Raw genomic sequence first — 13,718 nt, 5'->3', positions numbered from 1 at the left:
TTTCAAAAGAAATGGAGGGAGAATGAAATGAAGAAAACATTGTATGCTGCTATTATGATGGCGCTTTTATCAGGATCGATTGTGGGTACGGCCTTGGCGGATAATTACGAGTCGAATGACACTTTGAGCACCGCGTATAAAATCCCAACGCAAACGGTAGCCACTCCCTACGGTCCGGCTTACTGGGGTGGAAGTGCTTGGTCTTATCTATCATCCCCGACAGATGTAGACTACTTTACATTCAGAGGGCATGGCAAATCTGTCGTGCTGGGTTCTCCTTCCGGCTATGATTACGATTTGTACGCCTATGACAGCGCTGGAAATTTGGTTGCTTCTTCTACGAATACGTCAGGAGCGGATACGGTTCTTGTCGACTACAATAATGTATATTTTAAAGTGGTAAGCAAAGATGGACGATACAGCGATACCGATGCTTACAGCGTAACCTTTTATAAAAGGGATGTCTGGGTGCCGTGACCAGCTCGTGAGAGTAAAATAACGTTAGGTATCGTAGACTTTAATGCTTCCGTCTCATGAATAGGAACTCTACCGCCTCAATGAGGTAGTAGAGTTTTATTTCTTTAAGCCAATGGTCTTGAAGAATGGGTTACCATATACCCACTTGAGTTCATTGGAAAATTTAATGGAGGTGAGTGCCGTGGCACGTGTATTAGTTGTGATGATCCCTGCAGAAGGCCATATCAATCCGTCGCTTGGATTAATCAAGGAGTTGATAGAGAGCGGAGATGAGGTCGTCTATTGTTGTACCGAAAAATACCGGACGAAGATTGAAGCGTTAGGCGCACAATTTAAAGCCTACTCCTTCAACGAGGCAACCCTGCTTAACAACCCTGGTATGAAGCCATTTGAACTCAAGCATCCTTACCAATTTTTATATATGATATTGGAAAAAATTATTCAACGGTTTATTCCAGATGTTCTGAATCTGATCGAACATGAAACCTACGATTATATCATTTTTGACTCCATAATAGGCTGGGGAGGACAAATTCTAGGTGAGAAGTTAGGTATACCAACGGTATGCTCAACCAGCACCTTTGTTTTTGTGGAGCCTCTTGGATCAGACAATCAACTGAAGGATGATACGGAGGAGGTCAAAGAGCTATATAACAGCATCGTGGAAGTGTCCCAGCAAATAGCTTCCCAGTTCGATGTGGCTGTACCTTCCCTAGCGGAACTTTTAGGGCATTCAGGACAATTGAAGATTGTGTATACAAGTCGTTATTTTCAACCCATGGGGGAGAAGCTGGATGACAGCTTTGTATTCACTGGCCCATCGATTATCCCCCGCAAGGATGCGCCAGGCTTTGCAAACGAGTCTCTGCATGCTCTTTACAAACAGGCAGTTTATATTTCGATGGGAACCATTTTAAATAAGGATATTGATTTTTATAAGCTTTGCTTTACGGCCTTTCGTAATTTGCCTGTGCAGTTTATATTATCTTCTGGGAAGGATACCGATATAGAGCCCATTGCTGATTTGATTCCTGACAATTTCATCATAAGACCCTATGTCCCTCAATTGGAAGTGTTGCAGTGTGTAGATGCTTTTCTGACACATGCAGGCATGAACAGTACCAGCGAAGCTTTGTATTACAATGTACCATTAATTATGCTTCCGTTAACATCGGATCAGCCGCGTGTAGCAGGCCGGGTACAGGAGTTGGGAGCAGGGGTCATCGTGGACAAAAATAACCTTACACCCGATGTGCTTAGAAACGCAGTATTAGAAGTGCTCGGTAATGCCTCCTACAAGGAGCATGCTGAGGTTATTGGGAAAACGTTACGCAATGCTGGCGGGTATAAGCAGGCTGCTATGGCCATTAAGAACTTTATAGGCAATCAACCGTTATCGGCCACGCCCATCTCTTCGTTTGAATGAAAAGGAGACTGTTCTTTATGAGAGCTAGAAGAGGAAGCCGTCACCCGACTAAAATGGAGTGATGGCTTCCAATTGATTCAAGCGCGTATGGAGGGGTAGATAAACGGAGAGGGGCATTATTTTTTCCATATTGTTCGTATACCTTTTGCAAAGGAGAGTCTTCAGATGAATCATCAAATTCCGGAATATACATTGAACGATGGCTTGAAAATGCCTGCAATTGGATTTGGTACCTATAGTTTAAAAGGTGAAGAAGGCGTTAAATCGATCGCGTCTGCCATGGATGCGGGTTATCGATTAATTGATACGGCGTATAACTATGAGAATGAGGCAACGGTAGGCAGAGCAATTAAACAAAGCTCCATCGCCAGAGAAGAACTGCTGATTTCATCGAAGCTGCCGGGGCGTTATCACGCTCAGGATAAAGCACTCGTGGCGATCCAGGAATCATTGTACAGAGCGGATCTGGACTATTACGACCTGTATCTGGTCCACTGGCCCAATCCGAAGAAGGACATGTATGTCGAGGCATGGCAAGCGCTGATCGAAGCCAAAAAACGTGGATATATCCGATCCATCGGCGTCAGCAACTTCCTGCCTGAGCACAATGAACGCCTGATCAAGGAAACGGGGATAGCGCCGAGTCTGAATCAGATTGAGCTACATCCGTTCTTTGACCAAGCCGACCAGCGGGAACAGGATGCAAAACATGGCATCGTGAATGAATCCTGGAGTCCGATTGGACGTGGCAATGATGCCGTACAGGATATTCTGAAGGATGAGAACATTCTTCGGATCGCGGAAACGTATGGCAAAACACCAACCCAGATCATTCTGCGCTGGCATTTTCAGCTGGGTTCCATTCCAATTCCGAAAGCTGGCTCCTTGCAGCATCAGCAGGAAAATATCAATATATTCGATTTTGAGTTGAGCACAGAAGAGATGCAGCTGATCTCTGCATTTAATCGTCCGGATGGACGGTTGTGGGATCAGGACCCAAGCGAGTACGAAGAGTTTTAAAGAACGACAAGTGAAGGGCTGCTCCCATGTCAGATATGACAGGAGGCAGCCCTTCCTTATTGAAGCAAAAAGCATTGTTGCATTTTTCCATGTTGCGGAATTTCTGTTTAGTGTCCCGCAGGAATCCGGAAAGTTAGAATCTCATACGGTTTGATATCAAAAGAAATCCGGCCATTTTCCACGGCGCATTCCGCTTCGTTGTTCTCGAGCAAATCACATGCGTATGCCGTAGCACCTGCTCCTTCAGGTAATTGCAGGGAAGCACGGCTGCGGCGGCCATGTGCTTCATAGAGACGGATGATCATATCATGGTTGTTCTCGGCTTTTTTGATAACCTCCAGCACGACATTATCCTGATCAACCGATGCGAGCGACCATGTTCCCGGCAACGTACCGGTTTGTGATGCAATATCACGGGCAACCAGCGGACGGTTGAGATCATAAGCAGCTTGGATGACACGTCCTTCACGGAAGTCGCCCTTATGCGGATAGAGCGCGTAGGTGAATACGTGCTGCTCTTTGTCAGCATTTTCATTTGGGTACGTTGCGCTCTTGATCAGCGACAATCGCATCACCGAGTTATGAATATCATATCCATACTTGCAGTCGTTCAGCAGTGCCGCACCGTACCCGTTCTCCGCCAGATCAGCCCACTTCTGTCCGCACACTTCGAACCTGGCTTGATCCCAGCTCGTATTCCGGTGGGTAGCACGCTCAACGTTGCCGTACTGAATTTCGTAGACCGCTTTCTCACTCCAAATGTCCAGCGGGAAGGCGGCTTTTAGCAGCAAATGCTCCTGTTTCCAATCCACAAACGTACGGAAATCAATTCGGCGTGTATGCGCGTAGAAGATGATCGTTTGTTCAACGACAGAGTCCAGGAACTGTCGCGTCACTTGCAACACGGAACGCACCGGCCCGCTTTCAACCCACTCCAGTGACTGCAGGTCGTTAATCTCCCACATATGCTGTTCATAATAGTCGTCAATGTTCCATGCCTCGTATTCCGCAGGTCGATCCTCGAACACTTGCAGCACATTACCACGCTTGCCAGACTGAAGCAGCTCACGCCCCTCCAGCTTGTCCCATACGGATATGAACTCGGCACTTTCATTCAGTTGAATATCGTACCAAGGTGTATGGATGTGGCGCTGATTGGCTTCCCACTGTGCAACCGATACGCCCGCAACAAGTTCATCTGTCAGATCCGGTGTGATTCGGAAGGATTTATACCCGGATGCAGGCACGTTCTCTGCAAGGAACACAAGTCCGCCTTCGGGAGTACGCTGGCTTGGTACAGGGCGATCTCCATCATGGACGGTCACTTTTCTCGCAAAAGCAGGCAGTTCAACAACGTCCGTCCGTACGAATCCGGTGGTGTTGAATACCACAATGGCTTCGCCATCAGATGTAATTCGGCTTGCAATGCCGTTCAGTGCGCTGTCTTTCAGCTCATCCGTGACACGCAGAACTTCTTCATATTGCTCTTTGGAATCCACATATACCTGCTCAATGGAGCTGCCTGGGAGAATATCATGGAACTGATTCAGCATCGTCAGCTTCCATGCATGCTCCAGTGCATCGGTTGGATAGGCCGCTTGGGCATTCGCCTGACGATGAATCATGGCATACAGCTCGGCATCGGCCAGTGCAAATTCACTATGACGGTTGTACCGTTTGTTGCGGGCCATGGAAGTGTAGGTACCGCGGTGATACTCCAGATACAGCTCACCCGACCAGCGGGGAACGGAAGGGACATCCGCCAGATTTTGCTCCAGCTTCTCGAAAAACTCACGTACAAAGGTACGTTTCACCGCAGGCACACCCGGCAATCCAACATCAAGTCGTCTGCCATGCTCCAGCATCTCTTCGGTTGGTCCTCCGCCGCCATCACCGAATCCGAAACATTGCAGAACATCTGAATTGATGTTTTTGTTCTGGTATCGCTGCCACGTGCCTTTGACTTGAGAGGCGTTGAATCGTCCATTATAAGTCGTCTCGAAGCGACGTTGTCTGAAATCAGGATGCTTGTCATAGTCTGTCGCTGTGATGAAATGGGTTAGAACTTCAGAGCCGTCAATACCTCTCCAGTACATCGTGTCATTCGGAATCTGGTTCGTATCATTCCAGGCAATTTTGGTGGTCATAAAATAATCAATGCCACTCTTGCGCATAATCTGCGGCATCGCTGCACTATAACCAAATACATCCGGCAACCAGAGCACACGGTTCTCTACGCCGAACTCATCCTTGAAGAAACGTTTCCCGTATATAATCTGACGGATCATGGATTCGCCGGAGATCAGGTTACAATCGGCTTCCAGCCACATCGAACCTTCCGCTTCCCAGCGGCCTTCGGCTACCTTTTCCTTGATTTTTTCATAGAGAGACGGGTAGTCTGCTTTCAGGTACGCATACAGCTGGGGCTGAGAGGACATGAACGTGTATTCTGGAAACTTGTCCATCAGATACAATACACTCGCGAAGCTGCGAATGACCTTCTCTCGAGTCTGATCCAATGTCCATAGCCATGCTACATCAATATGCGTGTGTCCGATACAGTGCACGGTAGGGATGTGATCACCAGCAGGGCGGACATCACCATAGACATGATCTTGCAGATATTGGCGCGCTTCAGGTACTGACGCATGGAATTCTGCGCTGTTCTCCTGACGCAAATCCAGCAGATTCACGGCTTTATTCAGATGTTCGACCAAATTCAGCCGCTCCAGATCATCCTCACGTAGCAGATCCGCAGCATCGAGCGCAGCCTTAAGATCGTAATATAGATCTGTGACAGGCTGATGATGCTCAGCTACATAGACATTGAGAAAGACATCGGCCGCCGAAGTACTACAGTACGCATATAAAGCCAGTTCGAATTCTTCCCCTTTTGCCGCAGCAGGTGTCAGGTCAATTTCCGTATGGTTCACATCCAGACCGCAGATCAATTCTCCATTGATGAATGCCAGGAATTGTGGATTATCATAGTTCCAGATATCATCCGCACCGGTGACAATGGTACATACGACTTTTTTTCCTTCCATATGATCCGGGATGCGAATCCGGGTTTTGAAGCAGCTGTGTACATCTTTACCGCCCCAGCCATCACCCTTACGAAATACGTTCCAGGAGGAAGGGTCCTCATGCACCAGCTCCCAGGAGTGGTAACCACTTTCTTTATGATAAAGCTCCGGTATATATGTTTTTGAGGTCAGTCGTGCACGTTCCAAGTGTTTAACTATGGTATGGATCCGAGTATACAAGGAATTCATTTTCATGTTGGTTTCCCACCTTGGTTTGTAGTAAGTACAGGCTGTAGTCGTCGTTGGAGCAAGTATACTGCAAGCGCTAACATATCAACTCTATCATAACAAAGGGGAAAGGGAGCAAACTACGTAATGTATGCTGAAAAAGACGTCTTTTTATTGCATTTCATGCTAAAATAAAATCATTAGTATCGGGATAGGAGGCATGTCCATGACAACATCCGTTTTGACATACGAGCAGGGATATGTAATCCATGTCAATCAGCCTGGAGACGAACTCTTTTATCATCTGGACTATGACGAGCGTTCTCATGACCTGAATATGGAGTTTCAGCACTTTCATGATTTTTATGAAGTCTGTATTCTTCTGGATCGTACGGCTGCGCATATTATTGAAGGCAGTTTATATGAGATTCAGCCATTGGATATCGTGCTGCTGCGACCTTCTTTGCTGCATAAGACGCAGTATCCGAAAGGTACACCGCCGAAACGGTTGATGATTAATTTTGCGATGCCTCGCCATATGCCAGGACTTGAGAACGGTTACAATGAACTATTCTCCATTTTTGATGAAGAGGTTCCGATTTTCCGCTTCCCGGAAGAACGGCGCAAAGAAATCCTCGCGCCCATCAATGATATTTTTGCCATATCCCAGCAGCGATCTACGCTTCAACCGGTTGTGATCCATCATAAATTTGTAGAATTTCTATGTGCAATTCATCGTTACGCGGCAGAGAACGGGTATGTGCGAGAAGAGACAGGATCATCGATGTCCCGGCGCATGTATGCCATTGCATCCTATATTCACAGCCACTATCAGCAGGATTTATCTTTGGACGAGGTGTCCAGGCGGTTTTATGTAAGTGCCCACCACTTGTCCCGCCAATTCAACAGGGTCACTGGTTTTACCTTCACGGAGTATGTGCAGATGACCCGTATTCGAAATGCCCAGCAATTGCTGCTGAATTCGAGTGAAAAAATTACGGACATTGCTGCACAGTGCGGGTTCTCCAGCTTTTCCCAGTTCAATCGCATCTTCAACAAACAGAGCGGTATGTCACCAAGTGCCTATCGACGGAGCAGACCATCGCAGAGCAAACATGAAATGATGCTTGTGGGTGAAAGACCCGAGTGACGTTAGCGCCTAGCGTGAGATAATAAGCGGAGTGATGGACAGGCTTAAATTGCTAGTTAACGGGCTATTTTTCTGGACAGGAGATTTTTATGAAAATAATAGCTAAGACATGGTATAGGGTTGGGTCCATCTATTTTATGATTTAGCTAGGGACAAACCGCCATCATACATCCGATATACTTTGTCACAATATTCAAGCATGCGCTCATCATGGGTAACCATAATGGCCGCTTTTTGGCGTGATTTCACTTCTTGCGCGATTAGACTAACCACTTCATGGGCTCGTTTGGTGTCCAAACTGGCGGTTGGTTCATCGGCCAAGATGATGTTGGGATTATTCATTAAAGAACGCGCAATGGCTGTCCGTTGTTTCTCACCACCGGATAACTCTTCGGGAAAGCTTTTTAACTTCGAACCCAGCCCCAGTTCTTCCAGCAGCTTGGTGGCAAATGCCTTATCCTCTTTTTTGACCGTTCCCGCCATTCTTTTTACAACTAGCAGTTGATCGAGAACATTTAGATAGGGAACTAGATTGGAAGATTGCATAATAAATCCAACTTCTTGCAGCCGTATATTAGATAGCTCTTTCTCCGTAAGCTTCGAAATATGATTTCCGTTTAGTTGAATATCTCCTTCGGAGGCTTTCAGCATAGCCCCAGCAATAGACAAGAATGTACTTTTACCAGAACCAGAAGGTCCAACGACAGCAACAAACTCCCCCGGTTCCACGGATATGGATACATGATCGAGCGCGGTGATCCGATTATTTCCTTCGGCATAATACATGGTGACTTCCCGCATGTGCAATCCCTTACTCATTATTCAACCCTCCCGAGCGCTTTAAGCGGATCAATCTTCGTAATTTTGCGAACAGATACCAGTGAACTTAACATAGCGATAACCAGCAAGATAATAGAATAATTGAAGACAAGACTGGTTTCCAGCTTAAATGGCATTCCTTTTGGCATAATTGCTGCTGTCCCATAAGTCAGCAAGATTCCAACAACAATGCTAGTCAGCGAAAGTACAAACACTTGCGAGATAATGGCTTTTCCCAAGAAACGGTTGCTGGCACCGATCGCTTTCATAATGCCGAACTGGTTGGTCTTTTGCATCGTAATGACATAGAAGAATACCCCGAGTACAAATGCAGAGATCGCGAGCAGAAATGCAAGCATCATCAGAATCGTTCCGTTCTCTTCTTTGTATCCTGGCATGCCTTGCACAGCTTCCGACCGGGTAACTGTATCCGTACTGGATAACTCTTTATTTATCGCTGCTGGATCAATATTTTCGCCTTGTAACATGATCGCATTAACCGGTCCGGCAATTCCTTTATCTGAACCTGGAGCCGCAAAGGCAATCTTCCGCCATTCAGCCATCGGGGTAAATACGGATGCAACGTGGTTATAGGTCTGATTCTCCACAAATCCGATAATGGTCAATGATTCCGTCGTGCCATCCAGTTGAAAGGTGTCCCCGATATTATAGCCCTCATCTTTTAGGGTCGAATTCACAACCACCCCGGTGGGATTTTCGGAAGACAGGTTTTCACCTTCTACAATAGCTGGTTCCAGGAAGCTTCCTGGGTTAATTCCTATAATCGCTATATCGACTTTATCTTCATTCTTGGTACTCGTCTCTTTCATTGCTGTTGCCATCGTACTTCCCATAGGTGATGCAGCATCCACATTAGGAAGTTGTTCCGCCTTTGCCACCAGTTGATCTGACAGCAGTGACTTGCTCATGGAAGACTGAGCCCCTTCTTCAAAGATGACATAATCAGCTTTCATGGTCTTGAATGTTGATGCGGCTAGCGTGGACAATCCATTCCCCAGACCGGATAAAATAAATACCAACCAAGCCATTAGTACGAAGATAATGATAATCATCAAAAACTTCATTTTACTATGCATTAACTCCTTCATCGCTAAAAACATGATCTGTTCAACTCCTTCTCTCTTTTTTTGACACATGTGTCAAATTAGATGCGCGGCCACGCTGTCTTCATTATTAAACGACATAAATGACACTTGTGTCAAATTGAATCCAAGAACAAAGTTAGCTCTTGGCTCCTCCGATCCACATTTGGAACAACAGCTTTCCCCAATCAGGCGTAGGGATATTCATCATGTTAGGCGTATTAATTAAGTTGAAGAATACACCAACAAGTACAGGTAGAGGGATATCTTGCCGGAGGGCCTGATCCTGCTGTGCGCGTTCAAATAAACGTGATAATTGAATTTTCAGGGTCTGATGTGCTTCCTCAATAAATTCAAGATCTCTTGCTGCCGCAGCAGAATTAGTCGTATTAATTTTGCTGGCATCTCCCAGAAGTTGATGGAGCGTCGATTCTTCTGCGTAGATCAGAAGCAGTTGCTCAAGAGCATCCATGGGATCAGTCTCATCAACGGCTAATGAATTCTCCAACACGGTTGCTATTACACGCTTCATACAAGCAGCAACAATCTCTTCTTTATTGGCGTAATATTGATATATCGTGCTTCGGGCTCCGGAGAGATGCTGTGAGAGCAGCTTGAGATGAAAACCGTCGTAGCCATGCTCGAGAATTAATTTTTTTGTCGTATCCAGCAGCTCTGTTTCAGTAAAAGATTGTTTTCTTCCCATTGAATCTCTTCCTTTTTCTCATTTAAAGTCTCTTGTTTATTATGATCAGTTTAGCATATGTTTGATGGCCATAATACCAACCAAGACGATTGGTCTGAATAAATGGGTGGACGATATACAAAAAGGCAAATCCTTGAACTTGCAAGGATTTGCCTTTTTCTTTCTATTCATCGAATATCGACGATATACCGATACATCTGCAATTGATCTTACGATCAGACTTACGCATGTACCGGATGAATCTTGGTGTTATCCCTGATCCTTCGGTGCCAGCTCAATGGCGGAGCGGATGGCAGCCAGCATGCTTTTGTCATCGGCGATGTTCTTACCTGCGATGTCGAAGGCTGTACCGTGGTCAACCGACGTACGAATGATGCCGCCCTTCAGACCAACAGTGATGTTCACGCCTTCCTCGATGCCCATTACCTTAATTGGCGCATGGCCTTGGTCGTGGTAGCAGGCTACCACAATATCGAAGTCTCCGCGGCCAGCGCGGAAGAAGAGTGTGTCCGCCGGGAGTGGACCAACGACGTTAATGCCTTCCTGCTGCGCACGCTCAATGCCGGGCTGCAGTTTTTCTTCTTCTTCCCCGTTGCCGAATAGTCCGTTCTCTCCGGCATGAGGATTGATTCCGCATACGGCTACGCGCGGATTCTCAAAGCCTGCTTTTTTCAGCGTATCATGGGCAAGCTTCACAACGGTGTAGGTTCTTTCCGGGTTGATACTCGCGATGGCATCAATCAGACCCATGTGTGTCGTCAGGTGAATGACTCTCAGATTAGGCGTTGTCAGCATCATCGAGAAGTCCTGTGTATCCGTCAGGTCCGCCAGAATTTCGGTGTGTCCTGGATACAGGTGCCCCCCTTGATGCAAGGCTTCTTTGTTCAAAGGTGCTGTGCAGATGGAGTGAATCTGGTGTTTTTTGGCGAGATCAATGGCTTTGGCGAGAAACTGGAATGCTGCATCCCCAGCCACGGCAGATACTTTGCCGTATTCCAAGTCCGCAGGGACAAGGTTCAAATCAATCACATCTACAGTACCGAATTCATACTTGGCTTCGGAAGGCTCTTGAATCGCGTTAACGTTCAGACTTGAGCCGATGATCGGCAGTACGCGCTCCAGAATCTTCGCATCACCGATCACGAGTGGATTGCACTGATCATACATCTCTTGATGACCCAGTGCTTTCATAATAATCTCCGGTCCAATACCTGCTGCGTCGCCCATCGTAATTCCTATTGTAGGTTTCATACAAGAATACCTCCTTTTAATTTTTGAATCGCATGGATAAAGACATCTGGTTTGCCGAATCCGCCTGCTTTGGTAATCACATGCAGATCATCAATGCCTATAAACTTGGAAATCGGCACGCCGATCTCAAGCTCATCCAGCAGCTCGAAGCCGCTAATATTCCATTTCAAACAGATTTGTTTTGCCGTATCGCCGCCAGTCATGGATACCCCTTTGAAAAGTCCCTCTTCCAGCAGTCTGGCACAGATTTCACCCATCGCGAGTACGATTTCATTGCTGACTTCGGTGTGATTAAGCCCCCGAATTTCGCCTGTTGCACGGGCCAGTTCGATATCAATCTGTTCAGCGGTGGAGTAAAGAACAACATCTTGTCCTTCCAGCGCTTTGTTTCGGACCTCGTTATAGACACGTTCCATCTCTTCTGCACGGTCTGCGGTCGCGGATACCGCTTTGAAGGAGTGGAAGGAGACAGAAGCTACACGGGATTTGCGCAGCAAGCGACTCAACTGCTCGCGCGAATTTTTGTTTACACTGCCCACCACCGTCAGGATTGGACCCGGATTCTCGGGTATGGTTAGCGCGGTAGACTTGGATTCAAGTGCAAAGTGAGCAGGGAGGTAGTTGGCAATACCCGCTGAGCCTGCCCAGGCAAATGTATAATCCAACTCACGAGTTATCTGCAGAATCAGTTCCAGATGGCTTTCCTCGGTAGAGTCCACCATCACGTAAGGAGTATTGTTTTCCTTCAACTGCTCCAGCTTAGCACAAAGATGATGCTGCCCGGCTTCCAGATCGGCGACGGTGATCTCGCCAACTTCGTACTTGGTTTGTAGTTTCAATAAGTCCGGAAGGTAGGAAATCGTTACAGGTGTCTTCGGATCATGGGCAATTTCAGTATCTGCCAGCGGAACGCCGTTCAGGTAATGAATGCCGTCCAGAATAGTCCGGTTATTTTTCGGATATCCTGGAGCAATCATCATAAAATCAGGCTTAACTACATCATATACAGCATCAATCTCGATGCCGATATTGCCGCGCATGGTGGAGTCCATTTTTTTGAAAATCGTCTCAAATCCGTTGTTCGTCAGCAACTCAGCAGCCCGATATACACGGTCATATGCTTCCTGAGGGGATATGGAACGACTATCTGTATCAAAGACGACAGCATCGTAATGTGTAAGAGGTTCTTCATTCATATTAAAAAGAACACTGGTCTTCAAGCCATGACGGGCAAGCTGCACCCCGCTGTCATTGGCACCGGTCAAATCATCTGCAATAATAGCTAATTTCATGCAGTCATCCCTCCTTGTAAGCAAAATTTCATAATAAGTCCGTCAGATCATCAATTGTACAGATTAAGCATATCGGATCAGGTGATAACCATTTATGTGGTTGGTCGTTGATTGTATTTCTCGACGCCACCTGATTTCTCCAGTCGTTTGGAGAGGAAACCGATGAAGATCGGTAACAGGATAGCTGTCGTTACAACGCTCGCCGCAATTTGCACAGTGGCAATCTCCGCAATCGGGCCAAATGAAGCATTGGCAGCCACGATGGCAGCGGGTGTACCTACCGCATTCCCGGCTGTTGAACCTTCGGAAGCACCAACGATCGGGTTCCAGCCAATGGCTTTGAACACCAGATATCCGATTCCGCCTGTGAGAAGCACGGTCAGAACACCGAGGAGAATGCCACCTAGTCCGCCTTGAATGATGGATGAGAAATTGATTCCCATACCCAGGGAGAATGCAAAGAACGGAACAAGTTTGTCACTGCCTTTGTACAGCCAATCCCCCAGATTACGGTCCAGATTACCAATAATGACACCAACGATGAGCGGAAGCAATACAGCAACGAATGCCATCGGTGAGAACATGCCGTTCGCAAAGCCCATTGCACCAAAGATCGAGAGCGCTACCATGGTCAGGAACGGACCATCGCTAAGCGCGAGGAACGGGTAAGCTGCCTTGTCATCTTCTTTACCGTATTGACCAGCGAGTGCGATGTACAGACCACCGTTAGAGTTGGTCATCGCAGCGATAATGGCAAGTGGTGCCAGACCCAGGAATAAACCGCTTGAATCCGCAAACAAAATAGCGATAAAACCAAGGCCTGCACCAATCACCCATTTGAACGTAAGCAAGGTTAAACCTTTGCCGACAGATGAACCTGCCGTTTTGAACGTAATCTGTGTACCCGCAATTAACAGGAACAGCGCAATCAACGTACTGGCACTGTTAACGAAGAGGGCTTCCGTGAATCCGCCAATGCGCAGGGCATTTGGGAAAAATGTATTAATGGTTGCACCAAGTAACAGGGGAACGACCATCATACCGCCAGGGATGCGATCTAAAGTTGCTTTAATGTTCATAGTAGTAGCTCCTTATGAAGTAATCGTTTTTATGAAGCGCTTGCAGGGATTATATTATCCCATAATGTTTAATATAGCAACAATAAATTATTGTAAATTTTAAATAAGTAATAAAGTGTTTAAAAATGCAACACAACAAGA

Annotated in this window: 12 protein-coding genes; 5 read left to right on the top strand and 7 right to left on the bottom strand. The window is 46.6% G+C overall.

Going from position 1 to position 13,718, the window contains the following annotated elements:
• Window positions 1-27: 27 nt before the first annotated feature.
• The 3 genes from IFU39_RS28695 (at window position 28) to IFU39_RS28685 (ending at window position 2,923) form a co-directional block, all read left to right on the top strand.
• The gene (locus IFU39_RS28695) at window positions 28-477 is read left to right on the top strand and encodes a hypothetical protein (protein ID WP_091012056.1); all 450 of its coding nucleotides are present in this window, start codon (window positions 28-30) and stop codon (window positions 475-477) included.
• A gap of 181 nt (window positions 478-658) precedes the next feature.
• A complete protein-coding gene (locus IFU39_RS28690; RefSeq protein WP_192136210.1) occupies window positions 659-1,903 on the top strand; it encodes a macrolide family glycosyltransferase in 1,245 nt (414 codons plus the stop codon).
• A gap of 165 nt (window positions 1,904-2,068) precedes the next feature.
• Window positions 2,069-2,923 (top strand): aldo/keto reductase, encoded by an 855-nt coding sequence (locus IFU39_RS28685; protein WP_192136209.1) that lies wholly within the window; start codon window positions 2,069-2,071, stop codon window positions 2,921-2,923.
• Between the two features lie 107 nt (window positions 2,924-3,030).
• On the opposite strand, the gene IFU39_RS28680 is transcribed toward IFU39_RS28685, so the two are convergent.
• Window positions 3,031-6,204 carry an alpha-mannosidase gene (locus IFU39_RS28680; protein WP_192136208.1) on the bottom strand — a complete coding sequence of 1,058 codons (3,174 nt, stop codon included), beginning with the start codon at window positions 6,202-6,204 and terminating at the stop codon, window positions 3,031-3,033.
• A gap of 199 nt (window positions 6,205-6,403) precedes the next feature.
• On the opposite strand from IFU39_RS28680, the gene IFU39_RS28675 reads away from it, so the two are divergent.
• A complete protein-coding gene (locus IFU39_RS28675) occupies window positions 6,404-7,327 on the top strand; it encodes a helix-turn-helix transcriptional regulator (protein WP_105602271.1) in 924 nt (307 codons plus the stop codon).
• 135 nt (window positions 7,328-7,462) lie between these two features.
• Here IFU39_RS28675 and IFU39_RS28670 read toward each other — a convergent pair whose 3' ends face one another.
• The 3 genes from IFU39_RS28670 to IFU39_RS28660 form a co-directional block, all read right to left on the bottom strand.
• Window positions 7,463-8,146, bottom strand: coding sequence for an ABC transporter ATP-binding protein (locus IFU39_RS28670; protein ID WP_105602269.1), 684 nt, complete (start codon window positions 8,144-8,146; stop codon window positions 7,463-7,465).
• Window positions 8,146-9,267 carry an ABC transporter permease gene (locus IFU39_RS28665; RefSeq protein WP_192136207.1) on the bottom strand — a complete coding sequence of 374 codons (1,122 nt, stop codon included), beginning with the start codon at window positions 9,265-9,267 and terminating at the stop codon, window positions 8,146-8,148. Before IFU39_RS28665 ends, IFU39_RS28670 begins: the two co-directional genes overlap by 1 nt.
• 121 nt (window positions 9,268-9,388) lie before the next feature.
• Window positions 9,389-9,955 carry a TetR/AcrR family transcriptional regulator gene (locus tag IFU39_RS28660; protein WP_192136206.1) on the bottom strand — a complete coding sequence of 189 codons (567 nt, stop codon included), beginning with the start codon at window positions 9,953-9,955 and terminating at the stop codon, window positions 9,389-9,391.
• Window positions 9,956-10,019: 64 nt separating this feature from the next.
• Between IFU39_RS28660 and IFU39_RS28655 the strand changes: the two genes are divergently transcribed.
• Complete coding sequence (locus IFU39_RS28655; RefSeq protein WP_192136205.1) at window positions 10,020-10,214, top strand: hypothetical protein; 195 nt, start codon at window positions 10,020-10,022, stop codon at window positions 10,212-10,214.
• On the opposite strand, the gene pdxA is transcribed toward IFU39_RS28655, so the two are convergent.
• The 3 genes from pdxA to IFU39_RS28640 form a co-directional block, all read right to left on the bottom strand.
• Window positions 10,205-11,206, bottom strand: a complete 1,002-nt coding sequence (gene pdxA, locus IFU39_RS28650) for a 4-hydroxythreonine-4-phosphate dehydrogenase PdxA (protein WP_192136204.1) — start codon at window positions 11,204-11,206, stop codon at window positions 10,205-10,207. The two genes, IFU39_RS28655 and pdxA, sit on opposite strands and share 10 nt — an antisense overlap.
• Entirely contained in the window at window positions 11,203-12,498 is a 1,296-nt protein-coding gene (locus IFU39_RS28645; protein WP_192136203.1) for a four-carbon acid sugar kinase family protein, read from the bottom strand. Before IFU39_RS28645 ends, pdxA begins: the two co-directional genes overlap by 4 nt.
• 92 nt (window positions 12,499-12,590) lie before the next feature.
• Entirely contained in the window at window positions 12,591-13,577 is a 987-nt protein-coding gene (locus IFU39_RS28640) for a 2-keto-3-deoxygluconate permease (protein ID WP_105602261.1), read from the bottom strand.
• Window positions 13,578-13,718: the final 141 nt, after the last annotated feature.

The sequence above is a fragment of the Paenibacillus sp. CFBP 13594 genome (assembly GCF_014842675.1).
GTDB lineage: Bacteria > Bacillota > Bacilli > Paenibacillales > Paenibacillaceae > Paenibacillus > Paenibacillus amylolyticus_B.
Note: the sequence above shows the minus strand (reverse complement) of the source record. Positions and strands in the feature narration are given on the sequence as shown.